Raw genomic sequence first — 24015 nt, 5'->3', positions numbered from 1 at the left:
CATGTGCCCCGGGACACCCCCTGGATTCGATGGGCAAATGCTGAAAAATCCGGATTCGTTCCGTCGGGTGGTCGCCGGAACCGCCCTCCTCGCCTGGCCCGTCCTCGAATTCCTCGCCTTCCTGACCTCGCCCCCCTCCGCGACCCACGACCCCGCCGTCTTCCGGGAGCATCCCGACCTCGTCCAGGTCAGCGGCCTGCTGTTCCTCTGGGCGACGCTGGCCCTCGTCCCGGCCGTCCTCGGCCTGGCCCACCTGCTCCGCCGCCGGGCCCCGATGGCCGGGAACGTCGGCGCCGCGCTGGGACTGCTCGGCGCCGGGCACGCGCTCACGCTCTTCACCACCGACTTCTACGACCTGGCCCTGGCCCAGACCCTGCCGGACGCGCAGGCCGAGGCGGTCACGGCCCGGGCAGGCGAGCTGTGGGGCTTCCTGTACGGCATGCTGCTGCCCGGCTTCCTGACGCACATCGGGCTGTTCGTCCTGCTCGTCGGCCTGCTCACCGTCAGGATCGTCCCCTGGTGGGTGCCGGTCACCGCACTTGTCGGAACCCTCACGCCGTTCCTGACCCAGGACCGGGCACCCGCCGTACAGGCGCTCGGCGCGCTGTTCCACCTGCTCGCCTACGGCTGGGTCGCGCTGCGGGTGCTGCGGGCCTCGGACAGCGCGTGGCGGGCGGGCCTCACAGCCCCGCCCGCCTCGCCCGTGTGATCGCCTCGGCCCGGTCGTTCACCTGGAGCTTGGTGAAGACGGCGGAGACGTGGTTGCGAACCGTCTTGTGGCTCAGCCCGAGCCTGGCCGCGATCTGCGGGTTCGTCAGGCGTTCGGCCATCAGGCCGAGCACCTCCCGTTCCCGCCGGGTCAGCTCGGGCAGCGCGGGTCCCTGGCCGGTGGACGCGCGCTCCCGCTCGGTGAAGTAGCCGACCAGTCTGGCCGCGATGGCGGGGCCGAAGATGGCCTCGCCGTCGGCCGCCGCCTGCACCGCCCTGACCAGTTCCGCCCTGCGCGCGCCCTTGAGCACGTAACCGCGGGCCCCGGCCCGCACGGCGGCGAACACCGAGTCGTCGTCGTCCGACATGCTGAGCACGACCACCCGGATGTGCGGGTGGTCGCGGACGAGCCGCCCGGTCGCCGCGACCCCGCCCATGCCGGGCATCGTCAGGTCCATCAGCACCACGTCCGGCTGCAGCCGCCCGACCACCGCCAGCGCCTGCTCCCCGCTGGACACCTCGTCGGCGACCTCGATGCCCTCCGCGGTGGACAGCAGTGTGCGCAGCCCGGCGCGGAACCCGGCGTGGTCGTCAACGAGCAGGACCCGGATCATCGTGATCCCCTCCCTCACGTGCGGGAAGCGTGACCCTGACCAGGGTCCCGCCTCCTGGACGGTCCTCGGCCGCGAACGTGCCGCCGAGTTCGAGCGCCCGCTCACGCATCGACGCCAGCCCCACCCCGTCCGTTCCGGAGGGCCCCGAAGGTCCGGAGGGTACGGCCCGCAGCCCGTCGCCGTCGTCGGACACCTCAAGCATGAGCGTGCCCTCGGACACCTCGACCCGCAGCCACGCCTGGGACGCCCCGGCGTGCCTGCGCACGTTGGCCAGCGCCTCGGCCGCGACGCGGTAGGCGGCCACCTCGGTCGCCGCGGGCAGCGGCCCGAGCCCGTCCGGGGCCCGTACGGTCACCCGCAGGCCGGGCGGCTGCCGTACGGCGTGGGCGCGCAGGGCGCCGAGCAGGCCGAGGGTGTCGAGCGCGGGCGGGCGCAGCCCGTCGACCAGGGTCCGCACGTCGGCGACCGCGGCCTCGGCGTCGGCGACGATCTCGGTGAGCAGCCGCCGGGCGGGCCCGTCCTCGACCAGGTCGCACGCGGCCTCGGCCCGCATGGTCAGCGCGGCCAGCGTGGGGCCGAGCCCGTCGTGCAGGTCGCGCCTGAGCCTGCGGCGCTCCTCCTCCCTGGCCATCACGAGCCTCTCCCGCGAGCGCCGCAGGTCGGCGGTCAGCCGGGCGGCGTGCGCCGCGATCGCGACCTGCCTGGCCAGGTCGGTCAGCACCCGCAGGTCACGGGGGCCGAAGCCGCTCTCCCCTGGCCTGGGCGACAGGACGAGGTCGCCCGCCCGCTCGCCGTTGTGGGTCAGCGGCAGCCGTACCAGGGTGCCGGAGGGGGTGCCGAAGGCGTGCCGGGTGCCCGCCGAGGTCTCCACCGCCGCGTAGGGCAGCCGCAGCGCCTCGGCCACCGAGCGCGCCACCCCGGGCAGCACGCCGTCCGGCTCCCCGCTGTTCTCCAGGCGTCTGCCCAGACGGGTGAGGGCCGCGTAGGGGTCGTCCCGCTCGCCGTACATCAGCAGGTTCACCCAGCCCTGCAGCCGCCCGCGCAGCGGCGCGAAGGCGAGGGCGACGAGCCCGGCGGCCAGCACCGAGACGGACAGGTCCCCGCCGGGGAAGACCGCGCCCAGATAGGCCGCGACGGCCACGTATCCGGCGCTCACGCAGCCGGACAGCAGCGTGTACACCAGGGTCCTGTTGACCACCAGGTCGATGTCGAAGAGCCGGTGACGCAGGATCGCGACACAGACGGCGGCCGGGAGCAGCGCCGTGGTGGCCGAGCCGAGCTCCCAGAGGGTGTCGGTCGCGGGCCAGATGCGCCCGGGGACCGCGTCGGTCAGCCCGGCGGCCAGGCGGGCGGCGACGACCAGCATCTCGACGCCGACCGCGTAGGCCAGCCACATGATCTGGCGGCGTTCCACCCCGGAGCTGCGCAGCGCCCTGCGGACCAGGTCGGCGCCGCCGACGACGAAGACCACCGCCATGAGGGCCGTCATCGCGGTCTCCGCCACCGGCGCGGGACCGGCCAGCGCCGCGACCCCGAGCGGGTTGACCACCCCGGTGCCGGCGCCGGTGCCGACCTGGTTGTTCTCACCGGGTCTGAGCGCGCTGAGCAGCATGACCGGTACGGCGGCGGCGAGCGTCAGACGGACCAGGCGCCGCAGGCCGGGGGAGGAGAGCGTCCCACCCGGGAAGATCATCGGAATCAGGGTGATCGACAGGTTCGCCGGGACCCACAGCCAGGTCTGCGGCCAGGCGGCGGCCCGGGCGAGCGGCAGCGGGGGACCGGTGACCAGACCGAGGACGGCGTACTGGCCGCAGGCCTCCATCAGGGCGAAGCACAGGCCGCCGAGCGCCAGCGCCCGGCCGACCGGGTGCTCGGGGCGCCGCGAGCCGATCAGGCCGCCGGCGAGCGCGCAGGCGGCCACGAAGACCAGGTGACCGAGCCCGAGCGGGCCGACCCCGTTACGCGTGGCCAGTACGGCGGCGGCCACGACCAGCAGCGACGTCAGGGCGCAGCAGGCCCACGCGAGGCGCACGGTCATCGTGTCTCCCGAAAGCCTTCCGAGCCGGTCGCCACACCGTACCGGTGTTCTGTCCTGGTTCAGGAGGGCCGGTGTCCCGGGACACCCGGGTCAGAACCCCTGGGGTATCCGGAAGAGACGGCCGGGGTCGTAGGCGGCCTTGACCCGGGCGAGCCTGGTGGCGTTCGCGCCGTAGTAGGCCGAGCGCCAGCCGGCCAGCCCGGGATCGACGTAGTTGACGTAGGCGTGGTCGCCGAAGTGGGGGCGCATGGCGTTTCTGGCGTTCGCGGTCCAGGAGGCCGCGCCCGCGCGGTGGGCGTAGTACTGGACGCTGTAGAGCGCCGCCCGGTGCGGGAAGGCCGTCGCGTCGGGCCGCACCCGCCCCACGGCTCCGCCGAGGGCGTCCAGCAGCACCGTGTGGCTGCCGGGCCTGGCGACCTGGGCCACCAGGGTCCTGATCCCGGCCTCGGACAGCGGGGCGTAGGCCATGTGCGACCTGCCGCTGAAGGAGTCGCGCGGCAGCCTTCCGTCGGGGGTCTGCCCGGGAAGCGAGCCCTGCCGGTGGCACTGGGAGACCGTGAGCGTCGAGCAGCCCCCCATGATCATCATGGCGTGGCTGTAGGACGTCTGCTTGACGAAGGAGGAGGAGACCGGGCCGATCGCGCTCGTCAGCCGGTCGAGCAGCCGCTCGCACTCCGCCCTGCCGCCCAGGTGGAGGCCGCCGATCTGCACGTCCATCCCGCCGTCGCTGCTCAGGTGCATCGTGGACCACAGCTCGTCGGGTACGGCCCGCGACCACGACTGCCATGCCTTGAGCGCCTTGGCGGCCCTGGCCCACGGCCAGTGCAGGAAGAACACCGTGACCTCGCGGGTCGGGTGGGTCCTGAAGCCGAAGGAGACCGCGACCCCGAGGTTGCCGCCGCCCCCGCCCCGGCAGGCCCAGTAGAGGTCGGGCTCGTGATGGGCGTCGCACGTCAGCAGCCGCCCGTCGGCCGTGACGACCTGGACGGACTCCATGACGTCGCACGTCAGGCCGTACTTCCTGGACACCACGCCGATCCCGCCGCCGAGCGTCAGACCGCTGACGCCGACCGTGGGGCAGCTGCCCGCCGGGATGCTCACCCCGTGCGCGGCGAGCCTGTCGTAGACGTCGACCAGCTTGGCGCCCGCCCCGACGACGGCCCGTCCGCCCGAGTAGGAGACCTTGCTCATCCGGGAGACGTCGAGGACCAGCCCGGGGCCGCTCGACCAGCCCGCGTAGGAGTGCCCGCCCGACCGTACGGCCAGCGGCACCCCCATCCTCCTGGCGAAGGTCACGCACTCGGCCACGTCGGAGGGGTTGGCGCAGTAGGCCACGCCCGCGGGCCGTACCGCGTCGAAGGCGGTGTTGAACAGGCGGCGGGCGGCGTCGTAGGAGGCGTCGCCGGGCCGTACGAGGGTGCCGTCGAGACCCCGGCCGAGGGCGGTCCACTCCGCCGGGGTCGGACGTGGCGAAGAGGAGGGGGAAGCGGCTCCGATGGTGAGCGCGGCCATACCACCGAGCCTAAGGAACGTCCGCCTGTCCGGAGCGGGCTGCATGGTTGTTCTCCCCGTTGGGTGCTAGTCGTCTGTCCGGTGAGACGGCCGCGCCTACGGTCTGGTTGGTTACATTCACATCACGTCGCGGCTAATGGGGCCTTTGTCGGTGTGTGTGGTGATCGCGGTGGGGAGCCGCGGGGGATGTCGGCGTGGCGAGGGTGCCGTGGATCGCGGAAGCATAATCTTGGGGCGGAGGGCCGAGACGGGGACGCGGCGCGGCCGGCCGTGGGAGACTGGGGAACCAATCGGGTGCGGTCGGTCCGGGTTTGCGCCGCCGGTGAGGCGACGGGGATCCCGGGCTTCCGAGGGCTTCCCGACCCTCGACCGATCCCGGATGGAGCGCTCCACTTCCCCTGATGTTGGCCGTCCGTCACATTGACGTTTCACGGCTTTTCGGGTGGTATCAGAGCGGCGGCATGCTCAGGTCAACGGAGACCGGGGCGGGTGGCCGCTGGAGGTGTTGTGCCACGGGCCGTGCCCGCTGGACGGGGAGTCGGAGGGGTGGGCGATGGGCGGTCAAGTCCTGTCGCGCACGTCCGGGAACCGGCGCGTCATGAGCCCGCCTCGCGGCGGGCCGTCCACGCGGTGGCCGGGTGACAGATCCACGTAGGACCGGGCAGAGACGACCTAAAGCGACGTCTCTCTCGGTAGGCGGCATATGCCGCATTACTTCCCTCCTACTCGGGAACTACGACATTGATCGAAGATCCCTCTTCTAATACGAAAAATCCCTCACAAAGGAGTGAGAGCGACATGCCGCTCGACGAGGCGAAGGATGAGCTGCTGAGGAGTGCCGCCGAGATCTGCGGGCACACACCCGGCGGCGACCACGGGAGTGACGAGGAGGCACTCGACTTCCTCAGGCTCTACTACCGGCATGTCGCGCCAGAGGACCTGCTGGACCGCAACCCGGTCGACGTGTACGGCCCCGCGACGGCCCAGCGTCAGCTCGCCGACAAGCGTCCCCAGGGCCGGGCGCTGGTGCGCGCCTACACCCCCAGCCTGGAGGAGCACGGCTGGGACCCCGGCCGCTCGGTCATCGAGGTGGTGACCGACGACATGCCCTTCCTGGTCGACTCCGCGACCATGGAGCTCGACCGGCACGGCGTCACCACCCACCTGGTCGTCCACCCGCAGATGCGGGTGCGCAGGGACGTGACTGGCAAGCTGCTCGGCGGGGACCGCGACCAGGCCGCCGGGCAGGAGATCACCGAGTCCTGGATGCACTTCGAGATCGACCGGCAGAACGACCCGGCCGTGCTCAAGCAGCTGGAGACCGACCTGCAGCGGGTCCTTGAGGACGTCCGCTACGCCGTCGAGGACTTCGCCAAGATGCGGGCGCTGGCCCTGCAGACGGCCGAGGACGTCTCGGTCAACCCGCCCCCGCTCGACCTCGCGGGCGTCGAGGACAGCCTGGAGCTGATGCGCTGGCTGGCCGACGGCCACTTCACCTTCCTCGGCTACCGCGAGTACCGCCTTGAGGAGGGCGAGCAGGGCGACGCGCTGCGCCAGGTCCCGGGGACGGGCCTGGGCATCCTGCGCCACGACAAGGCGGGCTCGGAGAGCTTCGCCGCGCTCTCGCCCGAGCTGCGCGCCAAGGCCCGTGAGAAGCAGCAGATGCTGATCATCACCAAGGCCAACGCCAGGGCGACCGTGCACCGCCCCGCCTACCTCGACTACGTGGGCGTCAAGCTGTTCGACGACGCGGGAGAGGTCGTCGGCGAGCGCCGCTTCCTCGGCCTGTTCACCCACGTGGCCTACAGCGAGTCGATCTCCCGCATCCCGGTGCTGCGCCGCAAGCTGGCCGAGGTCCTCGACCTGGCCGGGCTCGCCGCCGACAGCCACGACGGCAAGGACCTCATCGAGATCCTGGAGACCTTCCCCAGGGACGAGCTGTTCCAGACCTCGGTCGAGCAGCTGCTGCCGATCGCGCTCGGCGTGCTCAGGCTGCGCGAGCGCAAGCAGGTCAAGGTCTTCCTGCGCCCCGACGACTACGGCCGCTACATCTCCTTCCTGATCTACCTCCCGCGTGACCGCTACACCACCCAGATCCGCATCAAGATGCAGGACCTCCTGCTCAAGGCGGTCGGCGGCACCTCCTGCGACTACAGCGCGATGATCGGCGAGTCCGCCCTCGCCCGGCTGCACGTGGTCGTGCGCGGCGAGCGCGGCAGGCCGCTGAACGTGCAGGAGCTGGACGTCGAGGAGCTTGAGGGCAGGCTGGCCGCGGCCACCCGCTCCTGGGACGACGACCTGGCCACCGCGATCACCGAGCTGAGCTCGGAGGAGGAGGCGCCCCGCCTCGTCCGGCGCTACGCCACGGCCTTCCCCGAGGGCTACAAGGCCGACTTCCCGCCCAGGCTGGCCGTCGCCGACCTGCGCCGCCTTGAGGCGCTCGCCGACTCGCCGCCGGACGAGATCGGGATGAACCTCTACGAGCCCTACGACGCCCCCGAGGGGGAGCGCCGCTTCAAGCTCTACCGGATCGGCGCGTCCATCTCCCTGTCGCACGTGCTGCCGCTGCTGCAGCGCCTGGGCGTCGAGGTCGTCGACGAGCGTCCCTACGAGATCGACCGCGACCGGGACCCGGCGACCAAGGACGCCTGGATCTACGACTTCGGGCTGCGCTACGACCTGTCGCCCGAGGTGGACAGGGACGAGTTCAAGCGGCTCTTCCAGGACGCCTTCGACGCCCTGTGGCGGGGCAGGGTCGAGAGCGACGGCTTCAACGCCCTGGTCCTGGCGGCCGGGCTGACCTGGGAGCAGGCCGAGATCCTGCGGGTCTACGCCAAGTACCTGCGCCAGGCGGGCACCACCTTCAGCCAGGACTACATCGAGCGGGTCCTGCTGGACAACGTACGGCTCGCCCGCCTGCTGGTGCGCCTGTTCGAGGCCAGGCACGACCCCAGGCGCGAGGAGGAGGTCCGCTCCGACCTGTCCGAGGCGCTGCACGAGGAGATCCTCGGCGCCCTCGACGACGTGGCCTCCCTGGACGAGGACCGCATCCTGCGGGCCTACCTGGAGATGATCGACGCCACGCTGCGGACGAACTACTTCCAGACCGTGGACGGGGCGCGCAAGCCGTACGTCAGCCTGAAGCTCGACTCGCCGTCGATCGGCGTGTTGCCGCTGCCGAGGCCGAAGTTCGAGATCTTCGTCTACTCGCCGCGGGTCGAGGGCGTGCACCTGCGCTTCGGCAAGGTCGCGCGAGGCGGCCTGCGCTGGTCGGACCGCAGGGAGGACTTCCGTACCGAGGTCCTCGGCCTGGTGAAGGCGCAGATGGTGAAGAACACCGTCATCGTCCCCACCGGCTCAAAGGGCGGCTTCGTGGTGAAGAACCCGCCGAAGTCCGGCACCCGTGAGGACCTGCTGGCCGAGGGCGTCGCCTGCTACCGGATGTTCATCTCCGGCCTGCTCGACGTCACCGACAACCTCGTCGACGGCGTGGTCGTCCCGCCCGCCGACGTGGTCAGGCACGACGGGGACGACACCTACCTCGTGGTCGCCGCGGACAAGGGCACCGCCACCTTCTCCGACATCGCCAACGCGGTGGCCAAGGAGTACGGCTTCTGGCTCGGGGACGCCTTCGCCTCCGGCGGCTCGATCGGCTACGACCACAAGGCCATGGGCATCACCGCCCGCGGCGCCTGGGAGTCCGTCAAGTACCACTTCCGCACCACCGGCGTCGACATCCAGACCACCGACTTCACCGTGGTCGGAATCGGCGACATGTCCGGCGACGTCTTCGGCAACGGCATGCTGCTGTCCCAGCACATCAGGCTGGTCGCGGCCTTCGACCACCGGCACATCTTCATCGACCCCGACCCCGACGCCGCCAGGAGCTACGCCGAGCGGGCCAGGCTCTTCGCGCTGCCGCGCAGCTCCTGGGCCGACTACGACCCCGCCCTCATCGGGCAGGGCGGCGGCGTCTGGCCGCGCACGGCCAAGTCGATCCCGGTCTCCCCGCAGGCGCGCGCCGCGCTCGGCATCGCCGACGGGGTTACCTCGCTGGCACCGAACGACCTGATCAGCGCCATCCTGCGGGCCCCGGTCGACCTGCTGTGGAACGGCGGCATCGGCACCTACGCCAAGGCGTCGAGCGAGTCCAACGCCGACGTGGGCGACAAGGCCAACGACGGCCTGCGGGTCAACGGCTCCGAGCTGCGCTGCAAGGTGGTCGGCGAGGGCGGCAACCTGGGCTTCACCCAGCTCGCCAGGATCGAGTTCGCCCGCGAGGGCGGCCTCGTCAACACCGACTTCATCGACAACTCCGCCGGGGTCGACACCTCCGACCACGAGGTGAACATCAAGATCCTGCTGGACCGCGCGGTCCGGGACGGCGAGCTGACCGACAGGCAGCGCAACGAGCTCTTCCTCGACATGACCGGCGAGGTCGGCGAACTGGTCCTGCGGGACAACCACGACCAGAACGTGGTGCTGGCCGCCGCCCGCGCCCAGGCGTCGGACATGCTGCACATCCACGCCCGCCAGCTGCGCAGGCTCGAACGGGCCGGGCTGGTCAACCGGGAGCTGGAGTTCCTGCCCTCGGACAAGGCCCTCGCCGAACGGCGCCAGGCCGGGCTCGGGCTGACCGCGCCGGAGTTCTCGGTGCTGCTGGCCTACACCAAGCTGGTCACCGACGCCGAGATCCTCGCCTCCGACCTGCCGGACGATCCCTACCTGGCCTCCTGGCTGGTGTCCTACTTCCCCTCGGCGCTGCGCGAGCGCATGCGGGAGCACATGGACACCCACCCGCTGCGCCGGGAGATCATCACGACCGGCGTGGTGAACGACCTGGTCAACTCGGGCGGCACCACCTTCATGTTCCGCCTGGGTGAGGAGAGCGGCGCCTCGGCGCCGGACATCGCCCGCGCCTACCTGGTCACCCGCGAGGTCTTCGACCTGCCGAGCTTCTGGCGTCAGGTCGAGGAGCTGGACAACAAGGTGGACACCTCCACCCAGATCGCCATGCTCCTGGAGTCCCGCAAGCTCGCCGAGCGCGGCACCCGCTGGCTGCTCGGCAACCGGCGCACGCCGCTCGACCTGGCCTCGACGGTGACCTTCTTCGCCAAGGGGATGAACGGCCTGCTGCCCCACCTGCCCAAGCTGCTCACCGGCTCCGACCTGGCGGGCTTCGAGGAGCGGCGCGACTCCTTCGTCGCCAGGGGGGTGCCGAACGAGCTGGCCGAGCGGGTCGCCTCGATGGTCCCGGCCTACTCCACCTTCGACCTGGTCGAGGTGGCCGTGCAGGCGAACCGTCCGGTCAACGAGGTCGCCGAGGTCTACTTCGACCTGGCCGACCGGCTCCAGCTGGCCAGGCTGCGCGAGCGGGTGATCGGGCTGCCGCGCGACAGCCGCTGGAACTCCATGGCGCGGGCCGCCCTCCGCGACGACCTCTACGCCGCCCACGCCTCGCTCACCCGGGACGTCCTGGCCCACAACACGCCCGGACTGACCCCGGAGGAGCGCCTGGCCCGCTGGACGGAGGCCAACTCGGCCGCCGTCTCCAGGGCCCGGCAGACCCTGTCGGAGATCTGGGAGAGCGACAACTTCGACCTGGCGACGCTGTCGGTCGCGCTGCGCGCCATCCGCACGCTGGTCGCCTCGACGAGCCTGCCGCTCGGCGAGTCCTGACGGCACCGCCGCCCCGTACGGCCAGGCCGGCCGTACGGGGCGGCGGGGCGGGCGTCAGTTGGCGGAGACCTTGGTGACCCCGCCCAGGTAGCCGATCACCCGGGCGAGGCCCTTGCCCGTCTTGGCGGGCACCGTGCTCACGTACTGGTGCGTCTCGACCGTGCGCAGTTCCTTGCGCGCGCCCGTCGCCGAGGCCAGCCGTTCGGCGTTCGGAGGAACCCTGATGTCGGCGCACGGCTCGATCTTGGCCGTCACGGTCGTGGTCCTGATCAGCGAGTACATGATCATGGAACCCCCGTCCGCGGTGCGCAGGGCGTGGACCGGGTAGTTGCTCGCGCCGAAGATCGAGTCGTAGCCGAGACAGTCGCTCTTGTACTTCGGCCGCTTGCCCTCGATCTCCTCGGCGTAGTCCGTGGTGTGCGGGCCCTTCTCGATCAGGCCCGCGGCGAAGCCCGCGCTGCCCTCCTCGGCCGAGGTCGCGTGCAGCGGCGCCATGAGACGGGGACTGATCGCCGTGGTCGGGTCGTCGTCGTCGAGCTCGGTCGCGTAGCCCCCGGCGTCCTTGGCGATCTCCGGGATCCTTTCCCCGGGGTCGAGCAGCGAGGTCGAGCTGAGATACCACTCGTGCCCGCCGTACTTGGTCAGGACCAGGACGGCGGGGCGCCGCTCGCCCGCGCTGTCCTCGCGCTCGACGACCGCGGCGAACCAGAAGGGGGCCCGCTGGACCCTGGGCACCAGCAGCTCCGGCCTGCCCCAGGTGTAGTGCGGCAGCGGGCCCGGCGTGCTGTTGAAGGCGGCCATGGTGAGCGCCTCCTGGGAGTCGCGGGTCTGCTCCAGGAGGTTCCTGCGGTCGGCCTCCAGGTGTGGTGTCGCGCTTTCGAGCACCGCCTGCGCGCCGAGCACGCTCGACAGCGCCCTGCCCGCCTCGGCCAGCGTGACGGGAGGCTCCCGCAACGCGGCCGGGACCGGGCTTGAGGCGGGACCCGAGGTCTGGGCCCCCTGAGCTCCCTGTGCGCCCTGCTCGCGTGCGCCGCCGCCCTGGTCCACACAGGCCGCGGTCGCGGTCATCAGGGCCAGGGTGAACACGAGCAGCCCCCGTCCACCACGTCCCCGCACGTCCGCCTCCTCACGGTCTCCGGCGCCCCATGCTAGCCAGCGCGCGGGCCCGGCCGTACACAACGGGGTGCGTCGGTCGCGTACCCTTTACAGACGTGGCACTCATCGATCCGGTAGAAGAGATCAACGAGCTCATCGGCACGCTGAAGAACATCCAGGACGTGCTCGACCTCGGCGCGATACGCAAGCAGATCGAGGAGCTCGAAGAGCAGGCCGCGGCGCCCGACCTGTGGAACGACCAGGAGCGGGCCCAGAAGGTCACCAGCAAGCTCTCCTACCTGCAGGGTGAGGTCAACAGGATCGAGGGGCTCGAACGGCGCCTCGACGACCTGTCCGTCCTGTACGAGCTGGCCGCGGCCGAGGAGGACGAGGACACCCGCGAGGAGGCCGACCGCGAGCTGGCCGCCCTCAGGAGCGAGGTCGGCGCCCTTGAGGTACGCACCCTGCTGTCGGGCGAGTACGACGCCCGTGAGGCGGTCGTCACGATCAACTCCCAGGCCGGTGGCGTCGACGCGGCCGACTGGGCGCAGATGCTCCTGCGGATGTACCTGCGCTGGGCCGAGCGCAAGGGCTACCCGACGGAGGTCTACGAGACCTCCTACGCCGAGGAGGCGGGCATCAAGTCGGCCACCTTCACGGTCAAGGCGCCCTACGCGTACGGCACGCTGCGCGGCGAGCACGGCACCCACCGCCTGGTGCGGATCAGCCCGTTCGACAACCAGGGCCGCCGCCAGACCTCCTTCGCCGGGGTCGACGTGGTGCCGGTGGTCGAGACGACCGACCACATCGACATCAACGAGGACGACCTGCGGGTCGACGTGTACCGCTCCTCGGGCCCCGGTGGCCAGGGCGTCAACACCACCGACTCGGCGGTCCGCCTGACCCACCTGCCGACCGGCATCGTGGTCTCCTGCCAGAACGAGCGTTCGCAGCTGCAGAACAAGGCGACCGCGATGGCGGTCCTGCAGTCCAAGCTGCTGGAGCGCAAGCGGCAGGAGGAGGCCGCGGCGCTCAACGAGATCAGGGGCGAGTCGACCACCTCGTGGGGCACGCAGATCCGCAACTACGTGCTGCACCCGTACCAGATCGTCAAGGACCTGCGGACGGGCACGGAGGCGGGCAACCCGAGCTCGGTGCTCGACGGAGACCTCGACGAGTTCATCGAGGCGGAGATCCGCTGGACCCGCCGTCAGGAGTCCGGCGTCGAGGGGTAAGGCTTTTCGTGACGGCCCGCCCGGTGGCGGGCCGTCACAGGCCCGCCAGGTGCCGCAGGGCCACGGTGAGGAAGAACAGCACGATCAACAGCAGCGCGACCGTGGCGGGCGTCAGCCCGCCGAAGCCGTGGTGCATCCGGTCGCGGTAGGCGCGGCACTGGGCGCAGCGGCCCTCCGCCACAGGGTGGGCGCATCGGGCGCAGACGAGGTCTTCACAGCTCATGAGAGCCTCCGTCTCCTAGGTCAGAACTACTTTATGTGGTCGTTACCGGGCGCCGAATCGTTTTGTTTCCGTTATGGACGTTCCATGCCAGTCTTCCCCCTAGACTGGGCTCCGGCCAACCGGAACGTCGATCGTTAGCAAAGAGCGGCGCCCCCCGGCCGGCGAGAGGCGGAAGTGAACCTCTGCCACCACCGCGACTGTCCTAACCCCTAGACTGGCATGCCGTGATGCGCCCGTGATCCATTTTGATAATGTCACCAAGGTCTACGCGAACCAGAAGCGGCCCGCGTTGGACCACGTCAGCGTCGATGTCGACAAGGGCGAGTTCGTGTTCCTCGTCGGCCCCTCGGGGTCCGGGAAGTCGACCTTCCTCCGCCTGGTCCTGAAGGAGGAGCGTCCCGACTCCGGGGCGATCCACGTGGCCGGCAAGGACCTCGCCCGACTGTCCAACTTCAAGATCCCCCACCTGCGCCGCCGTATCGGCTGCGTCTTCCAGGACTTCCGGCTGCTGCCGAACAAGAACGTCTACGAGAACGTGGCGTTCGCCCTGGAGGTCATCGGCAAGCCACGCCGGTTCATTCGCAAGGTCGTGCCCGAGGTCGTCGAACTGGTCGGCCTTGAGGGCAAGGCCCACCGGATGCCCGACGAGCTGTCCGGTGGCGAGCAGCAGCGGGTCGCCATGGCCCGTGCCTTCGTCAACCGCCCTATGATCCTGCTGGCCGACGAGCCGACGGGAAACATCGACCCGGCGACCAGCATCGGCATCATGAAGGTGCTCGACCGGATCAACAGGACCGGTACCACCGTCGTCATGGCCACGCACGACGCCGCCATCGTCGACTCCATGCGCAAGCGCGTAGTGGAACTGGAGGACGGCAAGATCGTCCGTGACCAGTCGCGTGGCGTGTACGGCCAGGCGTACTGACCCAGGACCTCAAGGAAGCGAAGCGACAGGAAGAGCATGCGGGCAAACTTCATCTTCTCCGAGGTCTGGATCGGCCTCCGCCGCAACCTCACGATGACGATCGCGGTCATCGTGACCGTGGCGATCGGCATGGCGTTGCTGGGCGTCGGCTTGATGATCAACTCTCAGATCTCCACCATGCGTGACTTCTGGGTGGACAAGGTCGAGATCTCTGTCTTCCTGTGCAAGAAGAACGACGCCTTCCCGCAGTGCAAGGGCAGCGGTGGCGTCAACGCCCAGGAGCAGGCCGCCCTCAAGGCGCAGATCGAGTCCATGCCCCAGGTCGAACGGGTGGAGTTCGAGAACGCGGCCCAGGCCTACGCGAACTTCCGCGAGCAGTACAAGGACAACAACGTCCTGCTCTCGGTGCTGCAGGTGTCTGACATGCCCGAGTCGTTCAGGGTGAAGCTCAAGAACCCCGCTGACTACCCGGCCGTCATCGAGCAGGTCAAGGGCGCGGGCGGCGTCTCCTACGTGGTCAACCAGCAGGAGATCCTGGACAAGTTCTTCGGGCTGCTGGAGAGGCTGCGCTGGGCCGCCCTGGTCGTGGCCATCGTCCTGGTCTTCGCGGCCACCCTGCTGATCGGCAACACGGTGCGTCTGTCGGCGTACAACCGCAGACGTGAGACCGGCATCATGCGGCTCGTCGGCGCCTCGAACCTCTACATCCAGCTTCCCTTCGTCATGGAGGGGGTCATCGCGGGCCTGATCGGAGGTGTGGTCGCCGCGGTGATGCTGATCGTCAGCAAGGTGTTCCTCTTCGACGGCGTGCAGATCTACCTGGCCAACACCAGCCCGCTCACGTGGGAGACCGTCGCCTCGACGATCAGCCTCACGATGGTCATCGGCGTGCTCATCTGTGTGCTCGCCTCGTTCGTCACGCTCCGCCGCTACCTGCGGGTGTGAGCGCCCGGGAGCGCGCCCGCCGGGCGCGCTCCCGCCTCGGGACGCGGCCGGCCGTCCCGGTCCCCGGTAGGCTCGGGGGCATGCCACGTGAGACCGGGCGGAAGGTCATCGCCCAGAACAAGCGTGCCTGGCACGACTACCACATCGAGGAAACCTACGAGGCTGGTCTCGTGCTCCAGGGCACCGAGGTCAAGTCACTCCGCCTGGGCAGGGCCTCTCTGCTCGACGGATACGCCCTCCTCAAGGACGGCGAGGCTTGGCTGATCAACGTCCACATCCCCGAATACACCATGGGGACGTGGACCAACCACGCGGCGCGTCGCACCCGTAAGCTTCTGCTCCACCGCAAGGAGATCGACAAGCTGGTCGCGAAGACCAAGGAGAGCGGCCTGACGCTGATCCCGCTCGCGATCTACTTCAAGGACGGCAAGGCCAAGATCGAGATCGGCCTCGCCAAGGGTAAGAAGGACTGGGACAAGCGGCAGACCCTCGCGGAGAAGCAGGCCAAGCGTGAGATGGCTCGCGCTCTCAGGCACAGGAACAGGTAATTGTGACGGGGAAGGCTCGGCGGACCGTCGCCGCGGCACTGACGCTGGCGGTGACGGTCCCCATGCTGTCGGCCTGCTTCGAGGAGCCTTCGGCCCACGAGGCGGTGCGTGACTTCCTGGTCGGCTGGCAGACGGGCGACTACGTCGCGGCGGCCAGGCGTACCGACGGGGACGAGCGGACGGTCAGCAAGGCCCTGGAGAACGCCAAGGTCCAGCTCGACGCCGCGTCCTTCCGTTTCAAGGTCAAGGGCATGCGCCGTACGGGGGACGAGACGGAGGCCGACTTCGACGCGGAGGTCGACCTGGGGGAGAACAACCCCCTGTGGCAGTACACCGGAAAGCTCCCCCTGCACCTGGTGGACGGCCGCTGGAAGGTGCGCTGGTCGCCCAGCGTGCTCCATCCCGACCTGCACGAGGGGCAGCGCTTCGCGGTCGACGTCATCCCCGAAGGGCGTAAGCCGATCCTCGACCGCAACGGCGACCCGCTCCAGCAGGAGGCCACGCTGTACGTGGCGAACGTCGTCCCGGCGTCGCTGAAGGATCCGGTGGCGGTCTGCGAGCAGCTTTCGAAGATCACCGGCTTCCCCCAGGACCGGCTGCTGAGCCGGATCAGGTCGGCCAGGCCCAACGTCCAGGTGCCGCTGGTGACCTTCGGACGCGCCAAGTACGCCCAGCTCAGCGACAAGCTGGCGGCCGTTCCCGGCATCGTCGTCTCGCCGCAGAAGCAGCCGGTCGCCCCCGACTCGCCCGCCCAGATCGTCGGCACCGTCACCGCGGTGACCCCGGAGACCGAGCAGCAGCTCGGCGGTCCGCAGCGGGCGGGCGACACCGTCGGCAGGACCGGGCTGCAGAAGGCCTACCAGGAGCACCTGACCGGTTCGACGGAGACGCGGGTCATCACGGTCGACCTGAAGACGAACCAGCAGGTGGCCGAGCTGCGCAAGTGGCGGCCCAGCCGCTCGACCTCGCCGGTGCGCACCACGCTCGACGGCCCGGCCCAGAAGGCGGCCGACGCCGCGCTCTTCGGCGGCACCCCCGGCATGCTGGTGGCGGTCCAGGCCTCGACCGGTGAGATCCGCGCGGTCGGCAGCACCAAGGAGTACAACCAGGAGAAGGACGCCCTGGCGGGCAGGTTCCCCGCGGGCACCACGTTCTCGATCATGACGGTCGAGGGGCTGCTCAAGGCGGGGATCAGCACCAAGCAGCGGCTCGCCTGCCCCGTGGAGCGCAGTGTCGGCGGCGCCCGTTTCCACCAGGCGGACCCGCCGGGCGGGACGGCGCCGAGCATCCAGGGTGACTTCGCCAGCGGGTGTGTGACCGCGCTGACCGCGCTGGCCCGCAGGATCGACGGCGCCGAGCTGACGGCCAGCGCCGCCAGGTTCGGCATCGAGTCGCCGTGGACACTGCCGCTGAAGTCCTTCAGCGGCTCGGTCGGCCCCCTGCGTACGGACGCGGCCACCGCCAGGGCCATCGCCGGGCAGAACGTGCTGGTCAGCCCGCTGTCCATGGCCCTGGTCGCCGGGGCGGTCGCCTCGGGCACCTGGCGTCCGCCGGTCCTGGTCACCGACCCGCACAGCCCGGACCCCGCGGCCGAGGCGGAGCCGCCGAAACCGCCGAGTCCGATCAAGATCGACGACAAGGCCATCGCCACGCTTCGCACCCTCATGCGGTCGGGAGTGGTCGCGGGCTCCGCCAGGTCCGCCGCGGCGCCGGGCGACCCGGTGCACGGTGTCACGGCCGCCGCCACGCAGAGCCGTAAGCCGCTGGCCTGGTTCGTCGGCTGGCAGGGCGACATCGCGGTGGCCGTGCTGATGGAGAGCGCCGACTCGACCGCGGGGGCGACCGTCGCGGGCCGTTTCTTCCAGAAGTTGCCCACCGGGTCGTGACGGTCTGAGATTTTCTCCTCGCCCTGAGCAACCATCGGGTGCCCGGCCTGCGTCTTCCCAGATGACCGGGCACCGCTTGGGGGGTTGTGGACCCGGTCGCCTCGATGGGACCGGGGCCTCGTCTCGGGGGAGGCCTCGGTCCCGTCATGACCGGCCGGCCCCGCCGGTCGCCGGGGAACGAGCCGTTCGCCGGGAATCGAGTTGGCGTTACCGGTGTTGTACCGGGTATCTTCGGATCCTCGGTCCCAGGACCGGGTTGACAATTCAACAGGGGGGTGACTGGTTTCGACTTTGGCTTTGCAAGCCAGGAGAAGCGGGTCGAGGACTGCGGACATAACCTCGTTAACACTGTGACCGCAACCAACAAGTGCCAATAAGACGCACTCCGAAGTCAGCCAGGCTCGCCTGGCGCTCGCCGCCTAAGCAGCGAGTGACTTCTGCCGGCCCGGGAGTGCCTCCGGCCCGGATCCGGCATCGCTAGGAGGCTCAACCGATCGACCCGGCCACGGGGAAGATCGGGAAACCAAACAGTGGCTGAGCCCGTCGGCGTCTTGCCTGTGTGATCGCCGGGGCTGAGAAAAGCAAAGCAGGCTGCACCCGGAGAAGCCCTGTCTTGGAGTTGAAGGACGCGGGTTCGATTCCCGCCACCTCCACCCCCGTTCCGTGCCCCGCGCACGGAGCAGATCGTCTGAGGGCGGTCGCACGGACCCGAGTCCGCGCGGCCGCCCTCGGCGTTTTTCCGAAGTCGCGACTCGAACGGGTTTTCCCCTCCTGGAAGAGGATCGAACTGGTTTACTGTTCGCCATGACGACCCTTCGTGAGAGAGCAGAGCTGTTCCACTCGTTGCACCGGGGCGGCACGCCGCTGGTGCTCGCCAACGTCTGGGACGTCGCCGGCGCGCGTCTCGTGGAGGAGGCCGGGGCCGGGGCGGTCGCGACGACCAGCGCCGGGGTCGCCTGGAGTCTCGGCGCCCCCGACGGTGACCGGCTCGACCGTGACCGTGCGATCGACCTGATCGCCAGGATCGCCGCCGCCGTCGACCTGCCCGTCACCGCCGACATCGAGAGCGGCTTCGCGGACACCCCGGAGGGGGTCGCCGAGACGGTCGGGCGGGTGATCGCGGCCGGTGCCGTCGGAGTCAACATCGAGGACGCCCTGTACGGCGGGGACACGCCGCTGCGTCCCGTCGAGGAGCAGTGCGAGCGGCTGGCCGCCGCCAGGCGGGCGGCCGAGGAGGCGGGGATCCCCCTCTACGTCAACGCGCGGACCGACGTCTACCTGCGTCAGGTCGGCGAGACGCCGAAGGAGCGGTTCGAGGCGGCGGTCGAGCGCGCCGAGGCCTATCTCGCGGCCGGGGCCAGCGGCGTCTTCGTGCCCGGGGTCGTCGATCCGGAGACCGTCGCCGCGCTCACAGGGGCCGTGGCGGCTCCGTTGAACATCCTGGTGGGGCCCGGGGCCCCCACGGTCGCCGAGCTGGCCGCGCTCGGTGTCGCCCGGGTCAGCCTGGGCTCCTCGATCGTGGGAGCCGCCTACGCCGTGATCTGGGAGGCCACCCGGGAGGTCCTCGCCTCGGGCACCTACACGCCTCTTGAGGGCGCCCTGGATTACGGCAGGCTCAACGCGATCCTGGGCGGCTGAGAGGGCCGGTCAGTCGCTCGGCAGCTGGCCCAGCGTCACGGTGACCGTCGCCCTCGACGCGTCGGCGCGCAGGAGCTGGACCTGGGCGCGGTCGCCGGGGTTGAGGCCCGCCATGGCCTCGGCCAGGGCCTGGGTGTCCAGGGTGGGGGCGCCGTTGATCGACAGGATCACGTCGCCACGCCTGATGCCCGCCTTCGCGCCGCTGCCGCCGGGGGCGACCCGTACGACGCCGACACCCGCGGGCCTGCCGTCGGAGCCGATCACCGTCTGCACGGTGATCCCGAGGGCCGCCCGGTGGGTGTTGGTGACCTTGCCGTGCCTGATGATCTGGTTGGCGATGTCGGTCGCGGTGTTCGAGGGGATCGCGAACCCGATGCCGGGGGCCTGACCGCCGCCGAGCTCCGGGTTGACGGCCGTCAGGGTCGGGATGCCGATGACCTCGTTGGAGAGGTTCACCAGGGCGCCGCCGCTGTTGCCGGGGTTGATCGCGGCGGAGGTCTGGACGGCCCCGGTGATCGTCGCCCCGGGGCCGCCCTCCTCCTGCGGTTCGCTGACCGTACGGCCGAGTGCCGAGATGATGCCGTTGGTGACGCTGCCGGACAGGCCCAGGGGGTTGCCCATGGCGAGGACGAGCTGCCCGACCCGGAGCTTGCTCGAATCGCCGAACCTGGCGGGCTTCAGCCCCGTGGGGTCGTCAACCTTGATCACGGCCAGGTCGCCGAGCCCGTACGCCTTGACGAGCCGTGCGGCGCGGGGTTTGCCGCCGCTGGCCAGTGTCACCTCGAAGGTTGTGGAACGTCCGATGACGTGGGCGTTGGTGATGATGTGTCCCTGTGTGTCGTAGATGACACCGGAGCCGAGGCCGCTCTTCGTGGTGATCTGCACGATGGACGGCAGCACCGTGGCGATGACCTGCTCGTACTTGGTCTCCAGGGCCTCGGGTCCGACAGGGGAGCCGCCCGGCGGTGGGCCGATGGGGGCGCCGGGGGAGGCACCGTCCGCCGAGGCCCGCGGTGGCGTGGCGACCGTCGTGCCCGGTTGTGAGGGCTCGGGGCCCGCCGCCGGTGGTCTCGCGCTCTGACCGCATCCCGCGAGCGTCATGACGACGGCGACGGACAGCGCGGCCCGTGAACTCCATCCCTGCATGCGGGAGTATCTTCCCAGCTCAGCGCGGAAGATGCTCTTGGCGGGGAGCGGCGGACCGGCCCCTTCCCCGGTATCTCGTGGCCGAAGCGTGATGGTATGCGTTTCGCCCATCAGGTGAGGTGGCATAGCCTGGCGCTCATGGCGGATGTTGGCGGCGACTCCTCCGGGGGCCCTCACGATGGATACATCCCGTCCTACGACGCGCCCACGGCGCCCATCCCCGCCATCCGCGCCGAGGACGGCACGCTGATCAATCCTCGGGTGCCGCGCCGGTTCCCCATCGGCGACGGCGAGGAGACCGTGCTGGTCCCCAGGCCCGAGCTGCCCGCTGAGCCGTCTCCCGAGCCGGAGCCTGAGGCGGCCGAGGAGCAGGAGTCCGTCTGGCTCTTCCCCATGGCGGGCTTTCCCGGGCTCGAAACGGACGAGAGGGAGCACGCCCCCGAGGCGCCGGAGCCGGCCGAGTCGCCCTCCGGTGGCCTGTCCGGGGTCTGGGCCTGGGAGGCCGCGGCCAGGAACGCGGCCGGAGACTCCCCCTCGAAGCCCGTCTGGACGCCCGCTCCGGCCGAGGAACCCGCGGTCAGGCCGACGCCGTCCCTCGTGCCCGGCCCGCCGCCTGCGCTTTTCGCGCCCCCGGCGAAGCGGCGCAAGGAGGGCCTGCTGACCCGGATCGGGGACATCCCCGTCCGGTTCGTCTACAGCGTCGGCGCCGCGCTCGTCACGGCCCTGGCGGTCTTCCTGATCTTCGTGCTGTTCTCCGGCGACAGGCCCCACAGGATCGACCAGTCGGGCAGCGGGGCCGGATCGGGAGCCGCCGTCGTCTCGCCCGCACCGTCACCGTCCGCGGTCGCCCTGCCCGGCCTGCCCCCGACGACGAAGTTGCGGGCGCTGCCCGGCACGCCGAGCCCGGTGCTCGGCGCGGTCACCGACAGCAGGGCGGCGATCACCTACGCCAAGCTGGGCAAGCCGTGGCAGGTGGCCGACATCCCCTCCTTCTCCGCGGGCCAGCAGGTCGGTACGGCACGGCAGCCGGGCACGATGGTCGTCTCGGGCCTGCTCCCCGGCGCCTCTCCCCAGGCAGACCTGAAGACCGACGCCGAGTTCCGCAAGGCGGCGGCGGGCGCGGTGAGGTGGACGGTCGCCAACCACTATCCGGCGGGCGCCAAGGTGGCCTGGACGGCGTCGCAGAAACCGGCCACGGGCAAGGGATGGACGCTCGGCTACCGGGTGACCTACACGGTGAAGGGCAAGCGGCACACCTCGCAGGCGGCGCTCACGCTGCTGGACATCGGCCGCCGCAAACCGGCCATCCTCTTCGTCACCGTTCCGGACACCCGCAAGGAACTCTGGGCTGATATCGCGCCGTTGGTGGCAAGTGCCCGGGCGCTCTGACGGAAACACATTCTAGAATCTGCTTCTGTCACTGAACCCTGTCTGGAGGCTCTGTCATGGCGATCGGGTTGGGGGAGGAGCACCGGGAGCTTCGCGAGTCGGTGATCGGCTGGGCGGCGCGGAACATCCCGCCCGAGGTCCTGCGGGCCGCCGTACAGGCCCCGCAGGAGACCCGTCCGGCGTTCTGGACGAGCCTCGCCGCCCAGGGGCTCCTCGGCCTCCACCTTCCCGAGGAGTACGGCGGCAGCGGATACGGCCTGCTGGAGACGGCCGTGGCCGTCGAGGCGCTGGGGGAGCGGGTCGCCCCCGGCCCCCTCCTGCCGACCGTCCTGGCGAGCGCGGTGATCCTGGCCTCGGACGGCAAGGCCCGTGCCGAACTGCTCCCCGGGCTCGCCGACGGCACGCTGACCGGCGCGGTCGCGCTGACCCACCCTCCGGCCGGTTCCCTGACGGGCACCCGCGGCGAGGACGGCACACTGACCGTCGGCGGCGTCGTCGAACCGGTCCTGGGTGGCACCCTCGCCGACGTCCTGGTGCTCCCCGTCGCCACGCGGCAGGAGCGGGTGTGGGTCGTGGTGGACGCCTCAACGGTGACCGTGACACCGATCCAGGCACTGGACCTCACCCGGGGAGTGGCCAGGGTCGAGGCCGAGTCGGTCGAGGTGCCGCCGGGGCGGGTCCTCGACGGCCTGCGCTCGGAGCGCGTCCACGACCTGGCGGCGATCCTGCTCGGGGCCGAGGCCGCGGGCGTGGCCGCCTGGTGCGTGCGCGCCGCCTCCGAGTACGCCAGGGGCCGCGTGCAGTTCGGCCGTCCCATCGGGCAGTTCCAGGGGGTCAAGCACAAGGCGGCCCGGATGCTCGTCGCGCTCGAACAGGCCCGCGCGACCGTGTGGGACGCCGTCCGGGCCGCGCGGACCGCCGAGGAGGACGGCGTCGCACGGACGGCCGGGGGTGACGTCGCACAGGAGGCCGGGGAGGGCGCGGCCGTACGGACCCTTGAAGAGGACGATGCCGCGCGGGCGACCGGGGAGGCCGTCAGGGAGGCGGCCTACGCCGCCGCGGTCGCCGGGGTGGTCGCGCCGGACGCCGCCGTCGGGTGCGCCAGGGACGCGATCCAGATCTTCGGCGGCATCGGCTACACCTACGAGCACGACGTCCACCTCTACTACCGCCGCGCGCTGAGCCTGCGCGCGCTGCTCGGCCCCTCCGCCGGGTGGGCCGACAAGGTCGCCGGGCTGGCGCTGGACGGCGTGCGCCCGCAGATGGAGATCGACCTGCCCGAGGAGGCCGCCGGGCTCCGTGAACGCGTCCGCGCCGAGGTCGCCGGGTTCGCCGGGCTCGAAGGCCGGCGGCAGCGGCGGGCGCTGGCCGAGGCCGGTTACGTCATGCCGCACCTGCCCAGGCCGTGGGGGCGCGAGGCCACACCCCTCGAACAGGTGCTCATCCTCCAGGAGCTGCGGGCGGCCCGGGTCAGGCCACCCCAGATGATCATCGGCGCGTGGGTCGTGCCATCGATCGTCGCCTACGGCACCGCCGAGCAGCAGGAACGCTTCCTGCCCCGCACCCTCAGCGGGGAGACGGTCTGGTGCCAGCTGTTCTCGGAGCCGGGCGCGGGCTCCGACCTGGCCTCCCTCCAGACGAGGGCGGAACGGGTTGAGGGAGGCTGGCGGCTCAACGGCCAGAAGGTCTGGACCTCGATCGCGCACATCGCCGAATGGGCCATCTGCCTCGCCCGCACCTCCTCGACCGGCTCCAAGCACGAGGGCATCACCTACTTCCTGGTGGACATGAAGACCCCGGGCGTCACGGTCAGGCCGCTGACCGAGATGACCGGGGAGAGCATGTTCAACCAGGTCTTCCTCGACGACGTGTTCGTCCCCGACGAGCTGGTCGTCGGCCAGGTCGGCGACGGCTGGCGGGTCGCCCGCAACACCCTGTCCAACGAGCGGGTCCTGCTCTCCTCGGGGACGGGCGGCACCGGCTCCTCGATCCGCGACCTGCTCGGGTTCGTGGGCAGGCTCGGCCGCGAGCTGACCGCCGTCGAACGCCAGGACCTGGCGGAGGTGCTCTGCGAGGGCCACTCGATCGACGCGCTCGGCCTGCGGGTGACGCTGCGGCAGCTGAGCGGCGCCGAACCCGGCGGCGACGCCTCGGTCCGCAAGCTGCTGTCCACCTCACACGCCCAGCACGTCGCCGAGTGCGCGGTCGGCCTGCTGGGCGCCGCGGCGGTGACCGCCGCCGACCGTACGCTCGGCGACGCGGGCCACTGGAACCGCGCCATCCTGGCCACCCGGGCCATGACGATCTACGGTGGTACCACCGAGGTCCAGCTGAACATCATCGGTGAACGGCTGCTCGGCCTGCCCCGCGACCCGGAACCCGGCAGGTGATTCGCGCCGCTACTGTACGGTTTCGGCCTGGATGACTTTTCCCA

General features: G+C 70.9%; 16 protein-coding genes and 1 other RNA gene. 11 read left to right on the top strand and 6 right to left on the bottom strand.

Annotated elements, in window-relative coordinates:
- Positions 1-67 precede the first annotated feature (67 nt).
- Entirely contained in the window at positions 68-709 is a 642-nt protein-coding gene (locus ABT340_RS07395) for a hypothetical protein (RefSeq protein ID WP_352009821.1), read from the top strand.
- Here ABT340_RS07395 and ABT340_RS07390 read toward each other — a convergent pair.
- From ABT340_RS07390 to ABT340_RS07380, 3 genes are all read right to left on the bottom strand, one after another.
- Complete coding sequence (locus ABT340_RS07390; RefSeq protein ID WP_352009820.1) at positions 681-1322, bottom strand: response regulator; 642 nt, start codon at positions 1320-1322, stop codon at positions 681-683. The genes ABT340_RS07395 and ABT340_RS07390 overlap by 29 nt on opposite strands.
- Positions 1300-3360: a sensor histidine kinase gene (locus ABT340_RS07385; protein WP_352009819.1), complete on the bottom strand. Its 2061-nt coding sequence runs from the start codon at positions 3358-3360 to the stop codon at positions 1300-1302. Before ABT340_RS07385 ends, ABT340_RS07390 begins: the two co-directional genes overlap by 23 nt.
- 90 nt (positions 3361-3450) lie before the next feature.
- On the bottom strand, positions 3451-4872 hold the full coding sequence (locus tag ABT340_RS07380) for an FAD-binding oxidoreductase (RefSeq protein WP_352009818.1): 1422 nt from the start codon (positions 4870-4872) through the stop codon (positions 3451-3453).
- Between the two features lie 798 nt (positions 4873-5670).
- On the opposite strand from ABT340_RS07380, the gene ABT340_RS07375 reads away from it, so the two are divergent.
- The gene (locus tag ABT340_RS07375; RefSeq protein ID WP_352009817.1) at positions 5671-10551 is read left to right on the top strand and encodes an NAD-glutamate dehydrogenase; all 4881 of its coding nucleotides are present in this window, start codon (positions 5671-5673) and stop codon (positions 10549-10551) included.
- 54 nt (positions 10552-10605) lie between these two features.
- On the opposite strand, the gene ABT340_RS07370 is transcribed toward ABT340_RS07375, so the two are convergent.
- Positions 10606-11667 (bottom strand): DUF8094 domain-containing protein, encoded by a 1062-nt coding sequence (locus ABT340_RS07370; RefSeq protein WP_352009816.1) that lies wholly within the window; start codon positions 11665-11667, stop codon positions 10606-10608.
- Positions 11668-11762: 95 nt separating this feature from the next.
- On the opposite strand from ABT340_RS07370, the gene prfB reads away from it, so the two are divergent.
- Positions 11763-12881 carry a peptide chain release factor 2 gene (prfB, locus tag ABT340_RS07365; RefSeq protein ID WP_352009815.1) on the top strand — a complete coding sequence of 373 codons (1119 nt, stop codon included), beginning with the start codon at positions 11763-11765 and terminating at the stop codon, positions 12879-12881.
- A gap of 34 nt (positions 12882-12915) precedes the next feature.
- On the opposite strand, the gene ABT340_RS07360 is transcribed toward prfB, so the two are convergent.
- The gene (locus tag ABT340_RS07360; RefSeq protein WP_352009814.1) at positions 12916-13104 is read right to left on the bottom strand and encodes a hypothetical protein; all 189 of its coding nucleotides are present in this window, start codon (positions 13102-13104) and stop codon (positions 12916-12918) included.
- Positions 13105-13339: 235 nt separating this feature from the next.
- On the opposite strand from ABT340_RS07360, the gene ftsE reads away from it, so the two are divergent.
- The 6 genes from ftsE to ABT340_RS07330 all read left to right on the top strand — a co-directional run bounded on the left by ftsE (position 13340) and on the right by ABT340_RS07330 (position 19046).
- Positions 13340-14029: a cell division ATP-binding protein FtsE gene (ftsE, locus tag ABT340_RS07355; RefSeq protein WP_184713049.1), complete on the top strand. Its 690-nt coding sequence runs from the start codon at positions 13340-13342 to the stop codon at positions 14027-14029.
- Between the two features lie 36 nt (positions 14030-14065).
- Positions 14066-14974 carry a permease-like cell division protein FtsX gene (gene ftsX / locus ABT340_RS07350; RefSeq protein ID WP_352009813.1) on the top strand — a complete coding sequence of 303 codons (909 nt, stop codon included), beginning with the start codon at positions 14066-14068 and terminating at the stop codon, positions 14972-14974.
- A gap of 80 nt (positions 14975-15054) precedes the next feature.
- Complete coding sequence (smpB, locus tag ABT340_RS07345) at positions 15055-15522, top strand: SsrA-binding protein SmpB (RefSeq protein ID WP_352009812.1); 468 nt, start codon at positions 15055-15057, stop codon at positions 15520-15522.
- Between the two features lie 2 nt (positions 15523-15524).
- Complete coding sequence (locus ABT340_RS07340) at positions 15525-17408, top strand: penicillin-binding transpeptidase domain-containing protein (protein ID WP_352009811.1); 1884 nt, start codon at positions 15525-15527, stop codon at positions 17406-17408.
- Between the two features lie 271 nt (positions 17409-17679).
- Positions 17680-18064, top strand: a transfer-messenger RNA (tmRNA) gene (gene ssrA / locus ABT340_RS07335).
- 148 nt (positions 18065-18212) lie between these two features.
- A complete protein-coding gene (locus ABT340_RS07330) occupies positions 18213-19046 on the top strand; it encodes an isocitrate lyase/PEP mutase family protein (RefSeq protein WP_352009810.1) in 834 nt (277 codons plus the stop codon).
- A 9-nt stretch (positions 19047-19055) separates the two neighbouring features.
- On the opposite strand, the gene ABT340_RS07325 is transcribed toward ABT340_RS07330, so the two are convergent.
- Complete coding sequence (locus ABT340_RS07325; protein WP_352009809.1) at positions 19056-20192, bottom strand: S1C family serine protease; 1137 nt, start codon at positions 20190-20192, stop codon at positions 19056-19058.
- Between the two features lie 138 nt (positions 20193-20330).
- Between ABT340_RS07325 and ABT340_RS07320 the strand changes: the two genes are divergently transcribed.
- The gene (locus ABT340_RS07320) at positions 20331-21581 is read left to right on the top strand and encodes a hypothetical protein (RefSeq protein WP_352009808.1); all 1251 of its coding nucleotides are present in this window, start codon (positions 20331-20333) and stop codon (positions 21579-21581) included.
- Between the two features lie 56 nt (positions 21582-21637).
- Entirely contained in the window at positions 21638-23971 is a 2334-nt protein-coding gene (locus ABT340_RS07315; protein WP_352009807.1) for an acyl-CoA dehydrogenase family protein, read from the top strand.
- Positions 23972-24015 lie beyond the last annotated feature (44 nt).

The sequence above is a fragment of the Streptosporangium sp. NPDC000239 genome, assembly GCF_040300765.1.
Lineage (GTDB): Bacteria > Actinomycetota > Actinomycetes > Streptosporangiales > Streptosporangiaceae > Streptosporangium.
This window is presented reverse-complemented; position numbering and strand designations above follow the sequence as displayed.